Annotated in this window: 19 protein-coding genes; 9 read left to right on the top strand and 10 right to left on the bottom strand. The window is 68.3% G+C overall.

Annotated elements, in window-relative coordinates:
• Positions 1-91: 91 nt before the first annotated feature.
• The 5 genes from IAQ70_RS09510 (at position 92) to IAQ70_RS09490 (ending at position 5,982) form a co-directional block, all read left to right on the top strand.
• Positions 92-1,087, top strand: coding sequence for a bile acid:sodium symporter family protein (locus IAQ70_RS09510; RefSeq protein WP_190989072.1), 996 nt, complete (start codon positions 92-94; stop codon positions 1,085-1,087).
• A gap of 100 nt (positions 1,088-1,187) precedes the next feature.
• Positions 1,188-2,132 carry an alpha/beta hydrolase gene (locus IAQ70_RS09505; protein WP_317983620.1) on the top strand — a complete coding sequence of 315 codons (945 nt, stop codon included), beginning with the start codon at positions 1,188-1,190 and terminating at the stop codon, positions 2,130-2,132.
• 49 nt (positions 2,133-2,181) lie between these two features.
• Positions 2,182-3,039 (top strand): fumarylacetoacetate hydrolase family protein, encoded by an 858-nt coding sequence (locus IAQ70_RS09500; protein WP_190989071.1) that lies wholly within the window; start codon positions 2,182-2,184, stop codon positions 3,037-3,039.
• Positions 3,039-4,766: an FAD-dependent monooxygenase gene (locus IAQ70_RS09495; protein ID WP_190989070.1), complete on the top strand. Its 1,728-nt coding sequence runs from the start codon at positions 3,039-3,041 to the stop codon at positions 4,764-4,766. The genes IAQ70_RS09500 and IAQ70_RS09495 overlap by 1 nt, the downstream gene beginning before the upstream one ends.
• Complete coding sequence (locus tag IAQ70_RS09490; protein WP_190989069.1) at positions 4,744-5,982, top strand: DUF3500 domain-containing protein; 1,239 nt, start codon at positions 4,744-4,746, stop codon at positions 5,980-5,982. The genes IAQ70_RS09495 and IAQ70_RS09490 overlap by 23 nt, the downstream gene beginning before the upstream one ends.
• Positions 5,983-6,191: 209 nt before the next feature.
• Here IAQ70_RS09490 and IAQ70_RS09485 read toward each other — a convergent pair whose 3' ends face one another.
• The 4 genes from IAQ70_RS09485 to IAQ70_RS09470 all read right to left on the bottom strand — a co-directional run bounded on the left by IAQ70_RS09485 (position 6,192) and on the right by IAQ70_RS09470 (position 9,384).
• Positions 6,192-7,262 carry a quercetin 2,3-dioxygenase gene (locus tag IAQ70_RS09485; RefSeq protein WP_190989068.1) on the bottom strand — a complete coding sequence of 357 codons (1,071 nt, stop codon included), beginning with the start codon at positions 7,260-7,262 and terminating at the stop codon, positions 6,192-6,194.
• Between the two features lie 95 nt (positions 7,263-7,357).
• Positions 7,358-8,560, bottom strand: coding sequence for an MFS transporter (locus IAQ70_RS09480; protein ID WP_190989067.1), 1,203 nt, complete (start codon positions 8,558-8,560; stop codon positions 7,358-7,360).
• Positions 8,561-8,632: 72 nt separating this feature from the next.
• Complete coding sequence (locus IAQ70_RS09475; RefSeq protein ID WP_190989066.1) at positions 8,633-9,043, bottom strand: cupin domain-containing protein; 411 nt, start codon at positions 9,041-9,043, stop codon at positions 8,633-8,635.
• An 8-nt stretch (positions 9,044-9,051) separates the two neighbouring features.
• The gene (locus IAQ70_RS09470) at positions 9,052-9,384 is read right to left on the bottom strand and encodes a carboxymuconolactone decarboxylase family protein (RefSeq protein WP_190989065.1); all 333 of its coding nucleotides are present in this window, start codon (positions 9,382-9,384) and stop codon (positions 9,052-9,054) included.
• A gap of 179 nt (positions 9,385-9,563) precedes the next feature.
• Here IAQ70_RS09470 and IAQ70_RS09465 point away from each other — a divergent pair, with 179 nt between their 5' ends.
• The 3 genes from IAQ70_RS09465 to IAQ70_RS09455 all read left to right on the top strand — a co-directional run bounded on the left by IAQ70_RS09465 (position 9,564) and on the right by IAQ70_RS09455 (position 11,687).
• The gene (locus tag IAQ70_RS09465) at positions 9,564-10,106 is read left to right on the top strand and encodes a GNAT family N-acetyltransferase (RefSeq protein ID WP_190989064.1); all 543 of its coding nucleotides are present in this window, start codon (positions 9,564-9,566) and stop codon (positions 10,104-10,106) included.
• A gap of 536 nt (positions 10,107-10,642) precedes the next feature.
• On the top strand, positions 10,643-11,161 hold the full coding sequence (locus IAQ70_RS09460; protein ID WP_190989063.1) for a flavin reductase family protein: 519 nt from the start codon (positions 10,643-10,645) through the stop codon (positions 11,159-11,161).
• 85 nt (positions 11,162-11,246) lie between these two features.
• Positions 11,247-11,687, top strand: a complete 441-nt coding sequence (locus IAQ70_RS09455) for a hypothetical protein (protein ID WP_190989062.1) — start codon at positions 11,247-11,249, stop codon at positions 11,685-11,687.
• Between the two features lie 61 nt (positions 11,688-11,748).
• On the opposite strand, the gene IAQ70_RS09450 is transcribed toward IAQ70_RS09455, so the two are convergent.
• A complete protein-coding gene (locus tag IAQ70_RS09450) occupies positions 11,749-12,603 on the bottom strand; it encodes an HAD-IIB family hydrolase (RefSeq protein WP_190989061.1) in 855 nt (284 codons plus the stop codon).
• Between the two features lie 179 nt (positions 12,604-12,782).
• On the opposite strand from IAQ70_RS09450, the gene IAQ70_RS09445 reads away from it, so the two are divergent.
• Positions 12,783-13,088 carry a putative quinol monooxygenase gene (locus tag IAQ70_RS09445; RefSeq protein WP_190989060.1) on the top strand — a complete coding sequence of 102 codons (306 nt, stop codon included), beginning with the start codon at positions 12,783-12,785 and terminating at the stop codon, positions 13,086-13,088.
• Positions 13,089-13,101: 13 nt separating this feature from the next.
• Here IAQ70_RS09445 and IAQ70_RS09440 read toward each other — a convergent pair whose 3' ends face one another.
• Genes IAQ70_RS09440 through IAQ70_RS09420 form a run of 5 tightly spaced genes read right to left on the bottom strand, consistent with a single transcriptional unit; the run spans position 13,102 to position 20,445 of the window.
• The gene (locus tag IAQ70_RS09440) at positions 13,102-14,289 is read right to left on the bottom strand and encodes a VWA domain-containing protein (protein WP_223859710.1); all 1,188 of its coding nucleotides are present in this window, start codon (positions 14,287-14,289) and stop codon (positions 13,102-13,104) included.
• Positions 14,286-16,589 (bottom strand): DUF5682 family protein, encoded by a 2,304-nt coding sequence (locus tag IAQ70_RS09435; protein WP_190989058.1) that lies wholly within the window; start codon positions 16,587-16,589, stop codon positions 14,286-14,288. Before IAQ70_RS09435 ends, IAQ70_RS09440 begins: the two co-directional genes overlap by 4 nt.
• Before the next feature lie 3 nt (positions 16,590-16,592).
• The gene (locus IAQ70_RS09430; RefSeq protein WP_190989057.1) at positions 16,593-17,702 is read right to left on the bottom strand and encodes an ATP-binding protein; all 1,110 of its coding nucleotides are present in this window, start codon (positions 17,700-17,702) and stop codon (positions 16,593-16,595) included.
• Positions 17,699-19,150, bottom strand: coding sequence for a DUF5691 domain-containing protein (locus IAQ70_RS09425; protein ID WP_190989056.1), 1,452 nt, complete (start codon positions 19,148-19,150; stop codon positions 17,699-17,701). The genes IAQ70_RS09430 and IAQ70_RS09425 overlap by 4 nt, the downstream gene beginning before the upstream one ends.
• On the bottom strand, positions 19,147-20,445 hold the full coding sequence (locus IAQ70_RS09420; RefSeq protein ID WP_190989055.1) for an SWIM zinc finger family protein: 1,299 nt from the start codon (positions 20,443-20,445) through the stop codon (positions 19,147-19,149). The genes IAQ70_RS09425 and IAQ70_RS09420 overlap by 4 nt, the downstream gene beginning before the upstream one ends.
• Between the last annotated feature and the right edge of the window lie 30 nt (positions 20,446-20,475).

The raw sequence follows: 20,475 nt of genomic DNA, 5'->3' as shown, positions 1-20,475 counted from the left end.
ACGGCCGCTTCGCAACTGGCAAGCCTGCTGCCTGTTACCTGCGCCGGTCACGAATTAGCGCTGACCCGCCGCCAGGTGTCAGCATTATTGGATGCTTGAGGCAACAAAACACCACACCCAGGGCGAAACGCCCCTCAACCCGGCATTGGCAGCGGAAAGCAGGATCGCCCGCGTCGCGGTGACCGTGTTTCCGCTCCTGGTGGTGGTTGCCGGCATCGTGGGCTTCCTGGCCCCTGGCGTGTTCAAGCCGATGGCGCCCAGCGTGCCGTACCTGCTGGGCATCATCATGTTCTGCATGGGGCTGACGCTCACCCCGCCCGACTTCGCCGCCGTCGCAAAGCGTCCCTGGGCCGTTGCCCTGGGCATTGTTGCGCACTACATGATCATGCCCGGCGCCGGCTGGCTGATCGCCGTCGCCCTGAACCTGGAACCGGAGCTGGCCGTGGGCCTGATCCTGGTGGGCTGCGCGCCGTCCGGCACCGCCTCCAATGTGATGGCCTTCCTGGCCAAGGGCGACGTTGCCCTTTCCGTGGCCGTCGCCTCCGTCTCGACGCTCATCGCCCCGGTCGTCACCCCTCTGCTGGTCCTCTTCCTCGCCGGTTCCTATCTTCAGATCGACGCCGCCGGCATGGTCCTGGACATCGCCAAGACGGTCCTGCTGCCGGTGGTGGCCGGGCTGCTGGCCCGGCTGTTCCTCAGGAAGTTCGTGGCAAAGGTCCTGCCGGCACTTCCCTGGGCATCCGCCGTCGTGATCTCCCTGATCGTGGCCATCGTGGTGGCCGGCAGCGCCAGCAAGCTCGTGGCAGCAGGCGGCATCGTGTTCCTGGCCGTGGTGCTGCACAACGGTTTCGGGCTCGGACTGGGCTACCTCGCCGGAAAGATCGGCCGGCTGGACAGCAGGGCACGCAGGGCCCTCGCCTTTGAGGTGGGGATGCAGAACTCGGGCCTGGCGGCGACGCTGGCCACCACCCACTTCAGCCCTTTGGCTGCCCTGCCGTCGGCCGTGTTCTCGCTGTGGCACAACGTTTCCGGCGCCATCGTCGCCGCCTGGCTGGCCCGCCGCCCGCTGCGGGACGCCAAGGGCTGAGCCGCCCCGTCGACGGTCCCGAAGTAGCGCAGCCGCGAAGCTGTTTCATTGAGTGAAAGCGGCCACGCGGGACGGACTCCCTGTACGCCAGAGTTGAGTGGTGACGCGGTCCACAGTGGTGGTCCGGCGCAGGAACGAAACGGCGCGGTACGACATGGAGTCAACGATGACGGCAGGGCGGGTTCTGAAGGGCATCGAGTTCGCCCGCCCCGAGGGCTCAGCCCCGCTGCTGCTTGACCTCTACCTCCCCGCGGAGCCGAAGCGGTCCGGCGCTTTGCCGGCGGTCATCCACTACCACGGCGGCGGCTGGCGGGTAGGTGCCCGCTCGTCCCTTGGCCCCGCCGTGGACGCGCTGGGCCTGAGCCCGATCGAGCGCCTGGTCGACGCCGGGTTCGTAGTGGCCTCGGCGGATTACCGGCTGAGTTCAGTGGCCACCTTCCCTGCCCAACTGCTGGATGCGAAGGCTGCCGTCCGGTGGCTCCGCGCCCATGCCGCTGACTTCAACGTGGACGCGGACAGGATCTACGCGTGGGGCGATTCCGCGGGCGGCCACCTGGCCAGCCTGGTGGGGCTGACCGGCGGATCCTCGGAATACGGCAGCGATTCCGGCGACCCCACGGACGTCAGCGACACGGTTGCCGCCGTCGCGGCCTGGTACCCGCCCACGGACCTCCTCCACATGGGGGAACAGCGTCTGCCCGACGCCGCGGCCAGTGCCGATGATCCAGGCTCGCGGGAGGCGCTCCTCCTGGGCGCCCAGCCGGCCGAGTCGCCGGCCAAGGCAGCCGCCGCAAGTCCCATCACCTACGCGGGGGACCACGCTCCGCCGTTCTTCCTGGCGCACGGCACGGCGGACCGCTTCGTTCCGCCGGCCCAGTCCGCCACCCTGGCCGCGGCGCTGGAAGCCGCGGGCACCGACGTCGAACTTTTGCACCTTGAGGGCGCCGACCACATGTGGCAGCTGCCGGGGCAGGATCCTGCCGCGGCCGCCACGGCCGCTGACGCCACCATCGATTTTTTCCGCCGCCAGGCGCACACGCCCTGACCTAAGCGTCCCGGGCACCCGTGCCCGGGCAAGAATTGAAAGGCCCCCTATGCAGTTTGTTGGTATCAACCACCGTGGCGAGTCCTGGGCTGCAGCCCTCGTGGACCCGCACCTTTTCCCGCTCGCACCGGTCTCCGAATTCTGGACCGATCCCGCGGGCTGGCAGGACAAGGCAGTCACGCTAACGGCCGACGCCGGCAGCTCGCTTGAGCGCGGAACCGTCACCGAAGTGCCGCTGGTCCCCGCCTCCGCCCGCGTCATCTGCGTGGGGCTGAACTACAAGGCGCACGCCGCCGAGGGCAGCTACAAGGACCAGGACCTGCCGCCGCACCCCACCCTGTTCGGGCGCTGGACGGCGTCGTTGTCCGTGGGCAACGTCCCGGTTCCCGTGCCGGGCGGCGAAGCAGGGCTGGACTGGGAAGGCGAAGTTGCCGCGTACATCGGCAAGCGCGTTGAGTCCGCTGATGAAGCCGCCGCGGAGGATGCCGTCTTCGGCTACTCCACCTTCAACGACCTCACTGCCCGGCGCGCGCAGAAGCTGACCTCGCAGTGGACGCTGGGCAAGAACGGCGACTTCACCGGCCCGCTCGGCCCCCTGGTGAGCCGCGACGAGGCGGGCGACCTCCGGGACGGCCTCCAGGTCCGGACCCGGGTGAACGGCACCGAAGTCCAGAACGGCAACACGCGGGACATGATCTTTTCCGTGCCGGCCATCATCTCCCTGATCAGCGAAACCTTCACGCTCCACCCCGGCGACGTGATCGCCACCGGCACCCCCGAGGGCGTCGGCTACGCCCGCACACCGCAGTGGCTCCTCCAGGCCGGCGACACCGTGGAAGTCGAGATTGAACGGCTGGGCACGTTGACGACCCCCATCGGCGGCGCGGCGCTTCGGGCGAGGGCCTGATGACTGCCATCTCTCACGCCCGCCTGGAGGATCTTCCGGCCGACAGTCCGGTCCTGATCTCCGGGGGAGGCCCCAGCGGATTGTTCCTTGCCCTCGACCTCGCCCAGCGGGGGATTCACAGCGTTGTCATCGAGCCGCGCACGTCCATCGATCCGGACCGGCCGCGTGCGAAGACCACCAACGCGCGCACCATGACCCACCTCCGGCGCCTGGGACTTTCGACGGCACTGCGCCGGGCTGCACCGCTGCCGGTGGAGTTCGCGCAGGACATCATCTTCTGCACGTCTCTGACGGGCCGCGAAATCCGCCGCTTCGCCAACGCCTTCCAGCTCGAATCCGGCCGCTACGAGCCGCAGCCCGAATGCGGGCAGCAGGTACCGCAGCCGGTGCTGGAGTCCGTGCTTCGTGACGCCGTGGCGGCGTCGGCGCATGCCACGCTGCTGACGGGCCTCCGGGTTGAGTCGTTCGCAGGCTCCGGATCCGGTCACCAGGCAACGGTGGCGGACGCCGCCGGCCGGCGCCGCACGGTGGGTTGCGCGTTCCTGGCAGGAGCCGACGGCGGTTCCTCCACCGTCCGCCGTGGTTTGGGACTGCGGCTGGAGGGCGGCTCCGCGGCCCTGTCCAACATCAGTATTCTCTTCCGGTCCGCTGACCTGGCGGAAACCATCACTTTGGACCCTGCCGTCCAGTACTGGGTCCTGGGCCCGGGGACTGCCGGCATGGTGGGCCGCATGGACCTGGACCAGACGTGGTGGGCCATCATCCAGGGCGTCGAGGTCCACCGCGACGACGGCTCACCGGACGTGGATGCCGTGGCCCTCGTCCGCTCCCTGGTGGGGGCCGACGTCGAAGTTGACGTCATGGCCACAGATCCGTGGACGGCACGCATGCTCCTCGCACCTTCCTACGGGCACGACGGCGTGGTCCTGGTAGGCGACGCCGCACACCAGAATCCGCCCTGGGGCGGCCACGGTTTCAACACGTGCATCGGTGACGCCGCGAACCTCGCGTGGAAAATCGCGGGCGTCCTGGACGGGTGGGCCGGGCCCGGCCTGCTGGACAGCTATGAACTCGAGCGGCGTCCCGTGGCCGAGCGCACCATCAGCGATGCCGCGGCCAACGGCAAGGCGCTTGCCTACCACTTCGCCGACCCGGCCCTCGAGGCCGAAGGGACCGCCGGGGCCGCCGCCCGTACCAGCGCGCACGCGGCGCTGGGCGTCAAGCAAAGTGAATTCGATTCCCTCGGGCTGGTGCTCGGCTACACCTATGCGGCGTCCCCGCTGGTGGTCCCGGACGGGTCGCCCGTTCCGGCTGAGGACCCCATCCGCTACACCCCGTCAGCCGCCCCCGGCGCGCTCCTTCCGCACGTGTGGCTCGATGACTCCACGTCGGTCTACGACGTTCTGGGGGTTGGGTTTACCCTTCTCGCCGACGCCCCGTCCTTGGCCGGGGCCGCCGTCGAGGACGCGTTTGCGCCCGTCCTGACCACGGCAGCCGCACTGCGCCTTCCGCTGACAGTTGCCGCGCTGGGCCCTGACCGGAACGGCGTCCCACTGGCGGATACCTGGGCTGCCGATGCCGTCCTGGTCCGCCCGGACCAGCATGTGGCGTGGCGGGGAACCTCCGCCGGGGCTGCCGCCAACGCCCTGCGGATCGCCGCCGGCTGGACCCACACCCACTCTTTGGAACCTGAGGAGAACGCCCATGTCAGCGCCGTCATTTCGTGATTACCTGTTTCAGCCCGACCATCCGCGCGTGGCCAAGGTCCGCGGCCTGGATGCACGGTCCTACGCGGAGGCGGCCAAGGATGATCCGTTCGCCGGCCCGATGATCGAGGGCTGGAAGGAGCTCTACCCCCGGCCGTTCACCGGGGTGACCAGCGACGGCGTGGTCCGTGACGGCCTGTTCCCCCTGGCTGATGCCTTGCCCGGGGAGGAGGCGCCGACGGCGGACATGGTGGCAGCGGCCGAAAAGCTGCTGGCTCTGGCCTCGCTGGACCAAATGAGCCGGCTGAGCTACCCCGTGGACGCCCCCGAGTGGCAGAGCTGGGCCAACCCCGAGTTCATGCAGCACGACACGGGTGTGCGGCTGGACGAGGTGGATCCGGCTCTGCGCGACGCCGCGCTGGGCGTGGTGGAAGCGAGCCTCAGCCCGGAGGGTTATGCGCTGATGCGGAACCTGATGCGGATCAACGGCTTCCTGGGCGACCTGGTGGACCTGCCGCTGCTCATGAACGAGTACAGCTACAACTTCGCCCTCTACGGGGTGCCCTCCGGGACGGAACCGTGGGGCTGGCAGCTGTTCGGCCACCACGTGGCGCTCAATTGCCTGGTGGCCGGAAGTCAGCTGGTGGTCTCGCCGGTGTTCCTCGGCGCCGAGCCGGACACCATCGATGCCGGCCCGCACCAGGGCGTGAAGGTCTTCAAGGAACGCATCCAGTGGGCCCGGGAGCTCATGGCCGGCCTGCCGGCCGAACTCCGGGCCGGCGCCGTGGTGTTCGAACACATGGAGGATCCCGCCATGCCCGAGGGGCGGCTGCATCCCGGGGACGAACGGCACCTCGCGGGCTGCTTCCAGGACAACCGCGTGATTCCCTACGAAGGCATTCCCGTGAGTGCGATGCCGCCGTCCGCGCTGGCGTTGCTGGACAGGATTGTCGAGGACTCCATCTCCTATCTTCCCGCCGGGCCGCGCGCTGCCCGCCGCCGGGAAATCCGGGAACACTACGCCGAAACCTGGTTCTCGTGGATCGGCGGCTGGCAGGGCGGGGACGCCTTCTACTTCCGCATCCAGAGCCCTGTGGTCATCCTCGAACTCGACCACCACACGGGAGTCTTCCTCGACAACGAGACCCCCGCGCCGTTCCACATGCACACCGTGGTCCGGACGCCCAACGGCAACGACTACGGCCGGGCACTGGTCAGGCAGTTCCCCTCCCGCTAGCCATCAACGTGGGCCCACGCCCGCGGGGTTCCCTGGCCGAGCTTGCGAGGTTAGGGTGCGGGTGGGGAGCAGTCGATGGGCTTCTGGCCGAGCTTGCGAGGTTAGGGTGCGGGTGGGGAGCAGTCGATGGGCTTTAAAAGCCAGATGGCCCGGACTTCCTTTCGGAGGTCCGGGCCATTGGTTTGCCTTGGGTCTTGGGTCTGGAGGAACTAAGAGATTTCCAGAGCAGTGCGCCGCTGCGGGGGAGGACCCACCACGGTGAGGTCCATCTCCGCCTGCGCCCGGCCGAAGCCTTCCATGTCCATGTACGGTGTGCCGCCTTCGGTGTACATGTAGTCCTCGGTGGGCTTGTTGAAGTACTCAAAGAACCCATTGAAGACCGACGGCGTCAGGAACCCCACCATCTGCGTGTTGTGGGAATCGAAGGCGAACGAGTGGACGGTGCCGGCCGGGGCGTGCACGAAATCTCCCTTGGTCAGCAGCATCTCGCGGCCGTTCGCGTAGAGCCACATCCGGCCCTCGGTGCACAGGAAATTCTCGGTGTGCTCGGAGTGGAAGTGCAGCGGGATGTACGGCGTCTTGGCGCCCTTGGTGTGCACCGCGAAGTAATTCGAGCCGGTGTTCGCCGGCCGGGACAGGTAGGTAAACATCGTCTGGTAGCTGGCCAGGCGCTCGCCCTCGTGGGCACTCAGGAAGTACGGGCTCTGCGCTGGCGGCAGGCCGGCGTCGTGCTTGAACGTGGGGGTGACCCTCTCAACGTCCGGGAAGGTGATGCCGAACTCGGCGCCGACTGCTGCCTGTTCCTGGCGGCTGGCCTTGTGGCCGGCACGGACGGGAGGGACGTGGGAGTCGATGGGAGTGCCCACGCGCTCGTAGTAGGCTTCCGCGCCGCCGGGGGTCATCCAGGTGAGGAAGCGGGTGTAGTGGCTGGCCATCCGGTAGGCGTGGGGTGTTCCAGGCGGAATGACCACGGAGTCGCCGGGGGTGAGGATGCGGCTCTCGCCGGGCAGCCAGACGTGCAGGATTCCGTCGAAGACGTAGAGGGTTTTGTGCTCCACCTTATGGCTGACGAAGGGCGATTCGGCCCCCATGCCGCCGGAAATGTAGGCGGCGCTGAAGATCCCGCCGGTGTCGGCCGCGCGGGCAATCACCGTGACGAGCTGGCCGTTGATCTCGTACCGGGCACCTTCCCCCGACGCCATGTAATAGGGGACAGCTTCGCCGGGCAAGGCATTGGCCACAGGCAGCTGCTGGTTCATTTCCTCAACGCTGAGGGACATCGGTTCCTTCTTTCCTGTTTCGCCCAAATGGGGGTCTTGAAGAAGCATCCCCGACATCGCCGGCTGAAACGAGACGGAGTTTCATTGGTTGAAAGCTATCCGCTGCTCGGGTTACGGGCGGCAACCACTGTGCTGATCCAGACGATGACGGCAAGGATGGTGTAGCTTGCGGTGATTGCTGGAAGGCTGATGGTTCGGCTTGCCTGGCCGGCGATCAGGCTGGGAAGCGCGGAGCCGGTGTAGGAAATGGCGTAGATGACCGAGAGCAGGCCGGCGCGCTGCCCCGGGAGCGCTTCAGGCAGGAGGGTGTTCATGCTGCCCGAGGTGGCGATGCCCATTCCGATGCCGCCGACGACGCCCGCGCCGATGAACAAGCCAAGGATTCCGGCGGTGCTGGCAAACGTGAGGCCAAGACCTGCTGCAGCGACCAGCGTCATCCCGACGCGCTGCGCGGCCGCCGGCGTGAAGCGCCCGGCGATGAAACCGCCCAGGAAACCCGGAGCCATATAGGAGGCGAACACGGCGGCTGCGACGAGAGGGCTGTGGGAGCCGAGGTCATCGGCCGCGATGGAAGGGCCGAACGAGGTGAAGAAACCGCCAAATGCCCACGTGGCGACGAAGATGCTGGAGGCGAGGGGCAGGTAGCGGCGGGACGCCCGGGGGACGGCGAGCCGGGGGATCAGTGATGACCAGGCGCCACGGCTGCGGGCCACCGTCTCGGGCCGGGTCGCCAGGGCGACCGCGCAGCCGAGCAGGAGGGCGGCGAACACCAGGAAGGTCAGCTCGCGTGGGGCCGGTGCGAATTCGACGAGCGCTCCGGAGATGAAGACGCCGAGGGCCAGTCCGACGGTGGCGGCAGCGGTGGTGACGGTCGAGACAAGCCAGCGGGGCCGCTGCGGTGCGGTGTCGACGGCGTAGGCGCCGATCGCGCTGGAGGCCAGGCCGGCGGCGAGTCCTTGGAGGGAGCGGCCGATGAGCAGCGGGAGGAAGCTGTGCACAAAGAGCAGTGTGATGCAGCCGGCCACGGCGATGAGCAGCGCGGCGATGGAGACGGGACGGCGTCCGTGGTGGTTGGAGAGCCGGCCGAGGACAAGCAGGGCGAAGACAGCGCAGGCGAAGTAGGCGACGGCGACCAGTGAGAACTCGTCATTGGTCAGGCCGTTGACCGTCCGATACGTGTCGTAAAGCGGGATGGGTGTGGCGCCGGCTGCGAAGACCGCGACAAAGGAGACCGTCGCGGCGACGAAGCCGCGCGTTTTCACACGGGTGGCGGTCAGGTGGGTGGAGTCCGTGGCCATGTGCTTCCTGAGGTGACGGCCCCGGAACCACGAGGTTCCGGGGCCGTCGTCGAGGTGAACTGGAGGGCCGGGTTACGCCTGGGGGGTTCCGTTGTATTCGTCGTCGGTGATGTGCTCGCGCCAGGTGGTGGTCTTGGCGGGGTCCTCGCCGTTCTGGAGCATGGCGATATGTTCCATGAAGCAGCCAGGGGCGGCAGCGTGCCAGTGCTCCTCACCCGGCGGGGTGTAGAGCGTCTGGCCGGGGTGGACTTCGATGATGGTGCCGTCGCGGCCGCCGAAGCGTGCGACGCCCTGGGTGACCCGAAGGTACTGGCCGTGCTCGTGCGAGTGCCAGGCCGTGCGGGCGCCCGGAGCGAACCGGACGGTGGCGACAACCATGGTCTGGCCGGATTCGTGGGGCAGTGCGATCGGGTCGAGCCACACGTCGCCGACGAACTGGGCCGCGGGGTTTTTCGAGGTGGGAACGGTGGGTTCGATATGCATGCTGTTCCTTACTTGGTGTCTGTGAAGAGTTGCTTGGCGACGCCCATCGCACCCATGCCCTTCGGCCAGCCGGCGTAGAGCGTGACATGGGTGATGGCTTCGATGAGCTCCTCCTGGGTCACGCCGTTTTCGATGGCGCGGCCGAGGTGGAATCCCAGCTGGTCGGTGTTCCCGCCGGCGGTGAGCACGGCCACCGTGATGAGGCTGCGGTCCCGTGCGGAGAGTTCGGGCCGGTTCCAGACGTCCTCGAAGAGCACGTCGTCGGTGAGCTCGGCAAGCTTCGGGGCGAAGTCGCCGAACATCCTTCGGCCGCCGCCGAGCTGCTTGGGTTGGTCAGTCATGATGATCCTTCTCTCGGCTTGGAAGTGGTTCGTGTCGGGCTGCGTTCCAGTCAACAGGAATTCACATCCGCGAGGGAGTCCCTGCTGTAGGTAGCACTGCCAGGGTCTGTCTCAGCCAGCGGTCGCTGATCCACAGGCCGGACCTGACTGGACCTGGCGACCTGGACTAATGTTTACCGATGATTGAATCGCACCAACTTAGCGAGAGCGTCATCATGCGCGTACTGCGCCTCAGTGATGCGCCAGCGCTCGCCGCGGCATATGTGCGCAACCGGGTGTACCTCTCCCGCTGGGAGCCAGTGCGGCCCGAGGAGTATTACACCGAAACCTGGCAGCGTGGCGACATCGCCAACCGCCTGGCTGCGCATGAAGCCGGGGAGGGGTGTCCCTTCGGCCTGTTTGCCGGGGATACGCTCGTGGGCCGGTTCAACCTTGCCGGAATCGTTCGCGGTCCATTCCAGAGCGCGGTGCTCGGGTACTGGGTCGATGGCGACTATGCAGGCCGCGGGCTGGCGTCTGCCGCGGTCCAGGGGATAGTCGCCGTAGCCCGCGACGACCTCGGGCTGCACCGCATCGAGGCGAGCACGCTGCTGCACAACGTTGGCTCGCAGCGGGTGCTACGGAAGGCCGGCTTCCAGCACATTGGCATGGCCCCCCGGTACTTGCGAATTGCCGGACAATGGCAGGACCACAACCTCTACCAAGTGGTCCTGCACGACTGAAGCCCAAACACGGTTCGCGCCGCCGACGGCAGACAGTCCCCGCTTGTCAGGGCAGGTCCAGGGTGAAGACCACCAGCTGGACCAACGGAGCGGGCCGGGGCTTTTCGCGCTCGGGGCGCCGGACAAACCCGAAGCGCCGGTAGAGCACTTGGGACCACGAGAGCTCCGGTTTCCAGATTCTCCGCAACGAGCAGGACGCCCGCCCGGGCACGGGCCGCCGCATCAAGCAGCAGGGCGCGCCGTTCGGGGGGCGGCTTGGGGTGGCCGGGCAGGTTGTGGCCCAACCCTTCGAAGGTCAACCGGCCGACGGCTTCAAACTCGCCGGCGGTTGGGCTGCAACACGTCTACTCATCGCTTAATGCTGGGACCCAAAGAAAGGCTACGGCGCAGGTCAGACCCAGGTGGAGGAGCCTTTCGTTACCCCGTGCTTCGGACCGTGAAGACACGTTGCGTCGCGCGTCGGCGCATTTCACCCCCGGTTGAAAGGGGTCGGGGCGGGTGGTTGGTTGGACGTATCGGCTTTGAAAGGAATGAACATGACGGAACATTTTGATCTCACTCCACAGCGTCTGCGTCACGTCCTGGGCCACTTTGCGTCCGGGCTGACAGTGATCACCGCAGCAACTGACAACGGTCCGGCCGGGTTCACCTGCCAGTCCTTCTCTTCCCTTTCGCTGGACCCGGCGCTGGTGACCTTCAGCCCCGCCCGCAGCTCCAGCACCTGGCCGTTGTTGCGGAGCGCGGGACGCTTCACGGTTAACATCCTCCCCGCCGGGCACCAGCACCTCGCCGCCCAGTTCGCACGTTGGGGAACGGACAAGTTTGCCGGCGTGGATTACTCCGCCTCGCCGCTGGGCAATCCAGTGCTGGACCAGGCGCTCGCCTGGGTGGACTGCGAGCTTCACGAGGAGTACGACGGCGGCGACCACACCATTGTGGTGGGTGCCGTACACGCTCTTGGCGCGCGGGAAGGCGCCGAGCCGCTGCTTTTCTTCAAGGGCGGCTACTTCGAAGGGGTGCCGTCCCGGGCTGAATTGCTGGACAGCGTCGCATGACGCCGGCCAAGTCCGGCTCGTGCCCGCGGCTAGCTCCCGACCGCCGGCGCCGGTCCGACCACCCATTCCTGAAGGGAGTACGCGCATGATCGGGACACTCACCCATAGGATCCAAATGATCTGCGGCGACGAGCTCTCATTGCTTCGTCGGCAGATGTACGCGCTCGCCCGGCAGGACATCCACGAGGGCGCGGTTGACGGCGCCGCAACGGCAATGGCCCGCAACCCGTCCTGCGTCAACCACGGCGTCAGCGTGGACGTGGTTTGTTTTGCCACCCGCCCCACGGGACAGGCTGCCGACTTCATGATTTCCGTCGCCATGCACATGCATCCGGAACGCCGCGCCGGGGACGTGTACTGGGAAGAAGCCGACGCCTGGGCGCAGGCCGTCGCCGGCAATGAGCGGGTCAGGGTGGAGCCGCGCGGTAGCCGGGACAGTCCCGTGGGCAGGGTCTTCCATTACGCACTCACCGATGAAACCGCTGCAGCTGGATTTCAGGAGCCAAGGCTGGCAGCGGTCACCTGACCAGCGCCGCGCGTGCGGGCGCACGGCGCAGCGGTACTGTCCTCACGCAGCGGTACTGTCCTCAGATGAGGCCCAGGTCAGCGAACGCGGCAACCAGTCCTTCGCGGTGCGGCGGCGCGGCAACACGGTCAGCCAGGGCGAGGAGTTCCGGCGGCGACCCCTCGATGGCGATGCCCACCCCCGCAAACGCGATCATTTCCAGGTCGTTCTGGCCGTCGCCCACGGCAACGGTGTTTTCCTGTTCGATGCCCAACCGGGCAATGACGGCCGCCACGCCGTCGGCCTTGCTGATGCCGCGCTGGTACAGCTCGCCCGCGTGCCGCCCTTCGTTGGCGATCGAATTGGCCACCACGGCGATGCCAACGCCGATTTCCCGGGCAATGCGTTCCATGGGGACCGGGGCCTCGAACACCGAGATCTTGGCGAAGGCAGTGGCCGCGCGGTTGGTTGTGGCGCGCACGGAGCCCAGGATGGCTGAGGAGCCCCTCGAATGGCCGTCCGGCGCGCGCCGGAAGTGCTCTTCGATGATGGCACGGAGCCGCGGCTCGGCTTCCGGGGCAACGTGCAGCGAATCCTGGGCTTCAAGAATGTAGACGGCTTCGTGGCCATCGAGTACAGCCACCGTCCGGGCTGCCAGGTCGGCGGGGAACCGGCGGTCCAGCAGGACCTCGCCGTCCACCTCCGCGTAGGCACCGGCACTTGCCACCAAACCGTCGAAGCCGGCTGCGAGAATGCTCCGGGGCAGCATGGACACCGGACGTCCGGTGCAGAGCAGGACCTTGTGTCCGGCCGAGCGCGCGGCACGGACCGCCCGCACATGACCGTCCGGGACAACCCCGTAGTCCGCATAGGTGCCGTCGACATCGAGGAAGATGGCGCGGACGGTGGCTGTGGAGGTGACTGGCTTGGTGCTCATGATCCCGGATTCTACAGGGGCAGCACGGTGCCGCGGAGCGGTGCGCAGTCTGGCCGCCGGCGGCCGCAGGGCTTGACACCCGCCGTCGTCCTTCCGGCTGGAAGGCCAACCACCGGGCTACGATGATGTGGCTGCCGGTGCCAACCCGGCCGCAATACCCAAGAGCAAGGAACTCTGAGATGGCACAGTCATACTTCCAGGTAGTCGTCCGCTACACGGTTAAGCCCGAGGAAACGGAAACCGTCCTCCGGCTGCTGGGCGAGATGGCCACAGCCACCCGGGCGGAAGAGGCGAACCTGTCCTACGAGTTCTTCCAGGGTGTGGAGGACCCGGCGCAGATCGTGATCTTGGAACGCTACCGGGACGCAGCCGGGTTTGCCGCGCACCGCGACTATGAGCACATTGAACGTATTGGCGCTTCGCAGATCATCCCCAGGTTGGAGCGCCGCACCATCCAAACGTTTGACGTGACAGAGCGCGCCTAGCAGCCGGGACACATCACGATGTGTGGGACGTCGCGATGTCGTTCGTGGCGGCCCATTCGCTGACGTCCCTGCGTTCGATCGCCGCCGCCATCAGGTCCGGAAACAGGTCCGGAGTGCAGGCGAAGGCCGGGACGCCGATGCCCGCGAGCGCAGCGGCGTGGTTGGAGTCGAAGCTGGGGTGGCCACTGTCGCTGAGGGCCAGAAGGGCAATCAGGGTGGCTCCTGATCCGACGATGGCGGCGGCGCGCCGCAGCATCTCCTCGGCGATCCCGCCCTCGTAGAGGTCGCTGATCAGGACCAGGATCGTGTCGGTGGGCCGGGTGATCTGGCCCTGGCAGTAGGCGAGGGCCCGGTTGATGTCCGTTCCGCCGCCGAGCTGCACGCCGAAGAGCACATCCACCGGATCTTCCAGGTCCTCGGTGAGGTCAACCACTTCGGTGTCAAAGACCACCAGCCGGGTGCGTACGGATCGAAGTGAGCTGAGGACCGCCCCGAAGACGCTGGAATACACCACCGATTCGGCCATTGAACCGGACTGGTCGATGCACAGGATGATCTCGCGCTGCACCTCGTTGCTGCTCCGGGCGTAGCCGACCAGCCGCTCGGGCACCACGGTGCGGTACTCCGGCTGATAGTTCTTGAGGTTGGCGGCGATGGTGCGGTTCCAGTCGATGTCCCGGTGCCGGGGCCGCCGGGTCCTGGCAGCCCGGTTGAGCGCCCCTGAAACGGCCTGGACGGTCCTGGCGCGCAAGCGCTCCTCCAGCTCCCTGGTCACCTGCCGGACCACCGTCCTGGCGGTCTCGCGTGAATGTTCGGGAATCACCCGGCCCAGTCCGATGAGCGTGCTGACCAGGTTGATGTCGGGCTGCACGGTGCGGAGCATCTCGGGTTCGAGCAGCAATTGCCGAAGGCCCAGCCGGTCCATGGCGTCGGCCTGCATCACCTGCACCACGGTGGACGGGAAGTAGCCCCGAATGTCGCCGAGCCACCGGGCAACCCGCGGGCTGGACGCCCCGAGGCTTCCCGGGCCCTTGTTGGGGGCATCATAGAGCGCCTCCAGCACGCTGTCCCGGCGGGCGTCCTCGGCCGAGAGGACAACGCCTTCGCCGCCCTCCCTCATGATGCCGTCGGCCTCATGCCCGCCGAGGACCAGGCGCCACCGGCCCAGCCTGTCACGGCCCTCCGGATTCATGTCGGTCATGCGATCGCCTCCCATCCCAGGATCCGTGCCATCGTGTGGATTGCGGGGCCTGCGCCGCTGAGGTCCGGCGCGACGGCGTCGGGCCCCTGTTCAGGCCCTGGTCCACGGCTGAGCTGTTCGCCGATCTCGCGCCGCTCAGGCCGGCTGAATGCGGAGAACGTCCTGCGCAGCAACGGCAGGACGTCGTCAAACATCCCGTCCTGGACGCCCGCCACCCAGTCATCGACGATCTGCAGGAGGCGCCGGTCGTGGATCAGCAGCACCGCGTCGCCGGACAGGAAACCGTCCAGCCAGGCTGCGGCCCCGGGCGCCGGCGTGGCGATGGACAGCCGCCGGCTGAGCCGGGCGGCCACCTCATCCCGTCCCACCAGTCCGGCATCCAGCAGAAGGCGGGTGGCCCGGCCGGCGACAGACCCGTGAATCCGGTCCGAACCGGCGACGGCGGCCAGGGCCCGGTGCCAGTCGTCCAGTGGCAGGTCCGGCAACAGCGACAAACCGTGTTGAGCCGAATCCATGGCGTGCCGCATGGCGTCGGCACCTGCGTCGTCCAGCCCGGCACAGGCGACAGGCAGACCGACGCAGGCCCGCACCACTGTGGCATCGAGGATGGTGTGCACACCGGTGACATCCACGCCGCGCACATTCCCGTACCGGCAGGTCCGGGCGAGCGGGGCGATGGATTTCAGCAGCGGGGCAACATCCTGCTGCACTGCGGTCCGCTCGGCGAGGACCGACACTACGGACGCGATACCTTCCGGAAGGTCGGCCAGGAGGCAGCTTTCGAGGAGTTCGCTGAGGTCCGCGAGGCTGCCGGAGCCTTGGGCGCGTTCGGCCACACACGCTGCCGCTGCCGCGGCCACTGTGGTCCCGTACCGGCCGGCTTCCACCACCGCCACGGCGAGTTCGGGCTGCCAGCTGAGTGTCCAGGCCTCCTTGAACGTGCCGGTGGTGCGTCCGGTGCCGGCAGGCGTTCCCCAGTCCACCCCCAGCAGGGCCAGCCGATGCAGCAGAACGGAACGGGCCAGCTGGGCGGGCTTGCGAAGGTCGATTGACACGACCTCTTCCATCGCCTTGGGCTGCAGCCGCAGCCGGCGCTGGGTGGCCGCCAAATCGGCGGCGAGCGGCACGGTGGGCGCGGTTTCCGGGACGGTTCCCAACGCGAGACCGATGGTGAGTTCGCGGCGTACCAGGGCCAGAGGTAGCGGGGAGCCGTCGCAGAGAACGGACTGGGCTGCGTCGTCCAGTTCAATCAGGCCGGGGCTGGGACGGCCGCGGACGGCGGCCAGGGCGGCCGCCAGGCGGCTCGCCTCCACCACGGAAGCCGGCGATGCGTCGAGGTTCTCCTGGCGGAGAGTACGGGCGACGCGGACCAGCCATGTGGTGGCCACATCAGCGACAGGCCCCTGGGCAGTCCAGTGGGCGAACAGATGCTGGTACCAGCCGGGTGCCGTGACACCGGCCCCATAACCGGTTTCCAGGCGAAGCCGGTCCGATGTCCACGGCACCCACGTGACTGACACCTTGGTCTTTGGCAAACCGGCCAGAAGCTTGCTGTCCGCCGACGCCGGTGGAAAATTCGCCGGGACCAGGGCGGGGGCGTGATAGGCCCCGCACACCACCGCGATCCGTGCGTGCCCCTCACGCATGGCGGCCCGCAGGAGCCGACGCATCGCGGCTTCACGGCGGGCGTTCTCGACGACGTCGGGGTGTCCGGCGTGCCGGTCGTCCACGGCGCGGATCTCCTCGATGGCGTCCGTAATGGCCGCGAAGCGTTCGAGGGGATCGGACGTGCGGTGCTCGACGGCGTCCTCCCACCAGCGCTCGGCGTCACTGTACCCGGCGGCCTCGGCCAGCATCGAGATCGCATCCGGCCGGTAGGGCAGTTGCGGGGGTGATGGCTGAACGGGCCCGGCCTCATCGCCGGGCTCATCCCCGGCATCGTCGCCGGTCTCGTCGGCCGCCTCATCGCGGGCCGTGTGCAGTGCGAAGCTGTTCGCCGCCGGCAGGTCGATGGTCCGAACCGGTATCCCTGCTGAAAGGGCCCACCTGATCGCCACCCACTCCGGGGAAAAGTCCGCCAGCGGGTAGAACGTGGCCAGGCGCGGCTGGTCAGCGGCGTAGATCAGGGCCGCGACGGGCGGGACCATTCCGGCCTCTGCAACCAGCGGGATGACCGGGTCGAGCTCCGGCGGTCCTTCCACCAGCACCAGGTCCGGCCGGATGGTTGCCAACGCCTCTGCCACCGAGCGCGCCGAACCCGGCCCATGGTGCCGGATCCCCAGGACATGGACGTCCGTCATGGATCAGTTCGAGCTTTCGAGGTCGCGGCAGGCCCGGTAGAGGTCCTTCCACTCCGGCCGGTTCCGGACAACGGTCTCCAGGTACTCCTGCCAGATCACCCGATCCTGAACCGGGTCCTTCACCACGGCCCCGACCAGGCTGGCCGCCACGTCCTGGGCACGGACGCTGCCGTCGCCGAAGTGGGCTGCCAAGGACAGGCCATTGGTCATCACAGAGATCGCCTCGGCCGTGGACAGTGTGGCGGACGGGGACTTGAGGGTGGTGCGCTGGTCCTGGGTGAGGCCGGCGCGCAGTTCCCGCATCACCGTGACCACCCGCCGGATCTCGGAAAGAGCGGCAAGATCCGCCGGAAGGTCGAGGGCCGCGCCGAGGCTCCGCACGCGGGTGGTGACGATCTCCACTTCCTGGTCGAGGCTGTCGGGCAGCGGCAGGACCACGGTGTTGAACCGGCGGCGCAATGCCGAGGACAGGTCGTTGACGCCTTTGTCGCGGTTGTTTGCGGTGGCGATGACGTTGAATCCCTTGCGCGCCTGCACTTCAGCATTGAGTTCAGGGATCGGCAGTGTCTTCTCGCTCATGATCGTGATCAGGGAATCCTGCACGTCCGACGGGATCCGGGTGAGCTCCTCGACCCGAACGAGGCTGCCGCTCTCCATTGCCCGCATCACCGGTCCGGGCACCAGCGCCGCCCGTGACGGGCCATCGGCGAGCAACCGGGCGTAGTTCCAGCCGTACCTCAGTGCCTCCTCCGGTGTGCCGGCGGTGCCCTGCACCACCAAGGTGGACGTGCCGGAGATGGCCGCGGCCAGGTGTTCGCCGAGCCAGGTCTTTGCGGTGCCCGGCACTCCGAGCAGCAGCAGGCCCCGGTCGGTGGCCAGGGACGCCACGGCGATTTCAACCAGCCGGGCCGAGCCTAAATACTTCGGGGTGACCACCGTGCCGTCGGAGAGGGTGCCGCCGAGGATGTACGTGGCGACTGCCCACGGGGAAAGCTGCCAGCTGGGCGGCCGGGGCCTGTCATCGGCGGCAGCCAAGGCCAGCAGCTCATCGGCGTAGGCGGTTTCCGCATGCTCGCGCAGAATGTCCGGGGCGGTGGTCTGGGCATCGGTCATTGGAAGGCCTCCGTCAGGGATTGTCGGAACGATTGGTATTGCACCACATCCCGGAACACGCGGCGCCGGCCGGCGTCGTCGTCCGAACGTTGCAGCAGGTGGTGGCAGTGCTCTGCCGCGGCGGGCGGCAGCGCCAGCGGCAGGAACCCGGACACCATCTCCGCCAGGTAGCCGCCGTCCTTGGCGGCGAGCAGTTCCAGAACGGCGTTGCCCAATGGCAGTCCCCACGGCCTCGGCACCTCACGGAGCAGCGCGGCCAGGGCCATGGGCTGCAACGTGCCTCCGTTGATGTGGCGCAGCAGTGCGGGTTCCTGTTCGGCGGCCGGCAGACAGCCCAGCAGCCGTGCATCGGCACGAAGATCGAGCAGGGCGCGCGCCCAATCCGCATCGGAGCGCAGGGCCGCGGCTGTGAAGATGGCGTCGACCACGCGGGGTTCACGGTCGAGCATTGCCAATGTCGCCGCCGGATTCCGCCCGCTGATGGCCGTCCATACGTCCAGCGGGGCACCCCTGACGATGGCGTCCAGCCGTCCCAGCCGGTCGGGTTCGCCGGTGCGGGGTGCAGGGGCGATCCCGTCGCGTACGGCTGAGGGGTCCGGATCTGGCGGCAGGTCGATGTCGAACTGCTTGCGCAGCAGCCCTTTGACGCGGAGGAGGGGCGCAAGCCGGGCGGCCATCCGCTGCGCCCGCGCGCTGGTTGGGAGCCGGTCAAGCAGCGCGGCGGCGGCGTCCCGCACAATCTTGGCTTTCTCGTCCAGTGCCGGTTCCAGCAGTTCCTCGTCATCCAGGCTTAGGTTGGTGGCAAGAACACCCAGATGCGCGGCGCGTTCCCGGGCGCTAAACCCATCCCAGTCCTCGCGCAACCGGTCCCGCGCAGCGGCCGGGTCGCTGTGCCGGAGCCGCTCAAATTCCGTTGCAGCGTCGGTTGCTTTTTGCGCTGCCCTGGTGGTTGCGGTCCCGGAAACCGTGACGGAGGCCCTATCCCCGATGTCCAGGAGCCACCGGCCCCGGACGCCGGTGGCCGGAAACAGCTGCGCCGCCACCGCCGGCCGTGCCTCGGCCATGGCAAGCACTGCGGGGAGCGAACGGTGCGGAACGCAGAGCCCGGCACGGGCCGCGAACTGCAGCCAGTCAATGACAAGCCGCGTCCGCAGCTCCTGGCCAACGGGCGGCTGGCTCAGCAGCAGGTCCAGGAGGCGGGCTGCTTCACCCGTGGCCTGCGGTGCATCGTCCGCCGGCGCCGGATCAGCGATCCCGCCGGCTTCCGCCGTGCCCGGCCGGCGGGCCGCGCGGGTGATGACATCGGCCAAGGCTGCCTGGTCAAGCAACAGCTCCTCGGGTGACACGTCGCCGGGAGGGCGGAACCCCAGCCCGGGCACCGGCGCCGGCACGGGATGCCGTCCCGTGCCGATGAGTGCTGCACTGCGAAGATCCGCCACCCAGGTCATGGCGTCAGCACCGTTCCGTTGACGACGACGGACAGGGGCCGGACGCGCCCGTCCTCCAGTTCGCCGAACACGTCGACCGGGTGGCCGCCGGTGAGTGCCAGGAGGGAATCCAAGGGCGCATCAAGCAGGGGGAGCGAGTGGCCGGCGCCGTCCTGTAGGGATCCAGGTGTGCCCGGGCAGACGCGGACGCCGGCGAACAACGCGGGGTGGCGCTCACGCCATGGGGAAAGCGCGACGGCGGCCGCTTCCGTTTCCAACACGGCAGCGATGCTGCAGCCCTCACCCAAGTTGTCGGCCAGTCCGCGCGGGGTGATCGAACGGATGAACATCGCCCGCCGCGGTGCGGTGCCGGGATAGCGGGCCAGTGCCACGTCCAGCACGGCGCCTGCCAGCTGCGGAGTGGCGAGCGCTTCACCCTGCGCCGCAAAGTCAAGCACCACCACCACGGTGCCATCGGGGCCGCGAAGCCACGTGCGCTGCTGCTGGAGCCGTCCGTCGTCACCACGATGGGCACCGAGCACCAGCCACGGTCCGGGAAGGGCTTCCGTCCCCTGGACGTCGGCCGACGGCGTCGGCCAGCCCAGGGTCACGCGCAGGTCTGCCAGCTCTTCGGTGGTCAGCTCTTCCCGTTTGCCCCAGGCTTTGCTTATCGCCCACCAGCGGCCGGTTCGAAAGAGCAAGTGGTCGGCCCAGTCGGCGCGGGCGTGGACGTCCGATCCCATGGACCGCACCTGTTCCGCCAGGCCCGGCAGTTGGGCGTCAACCAGGCGTCCCGCTACTCCGTCCCACCAGGAATATGGCTGGTTGTGGGCGGCGGCCAGGCCGGTCCGCACCAAATCGGTGAGCCAGCGGGCGAAGTCGGCGATCCCGGCGTCCATCACTGAGAGCCTGTCCGCCAGCCGTTTGGCCTGTGCGGCCGGATCCGCCGGCTGTTCTGACTGTCGCCGCTCCTTGGTGAGGGCCCGGTCAGCCCGCTGGCTTGCCCACTCCGCGGCGAAGGCGGCAGTCTCCGCGCCGCCGTCGGCCATTTCTTCCCGTGCCCACATCAGGAGGAGGGCCAGGGCGTGCTTACACGGGAACTTGCGGCTCGGGCATGAACAGCGGTACGCCGGGGCGGCAACGTCCACGCTCACCTGATAGGGAGTCTTGCCACTGCCCTGGCACTTGCCCCAGACCAGGGAATCGTTGCTTCCGGTCTCGGACCAAGGGCCCGGCCGTGCCAGCTTTCGGGCGGCCGCCAAGGAAGAGGGGTCGGGCGCGGCGCTGATCACTTGCTCCTCGCTCCATCGCCCCATGAAGCACATTCTGCCCGACGCCGGCTACTC

Origin of the sequence: Pseudarthrobacter sulfonivorans (genome assembly GCF_014712225.1) — a bacterium.
Taxonomy (GTDB): Bacteria; Actinomycetota; Actinomycetes; order Actinomycetales; family Micrococcaceae; genus Arthrobacter; species Arthrobacter sulfonivorans.
This window is presented reverse-complemented; position numbering and strand designations above follow the sequence as displayed.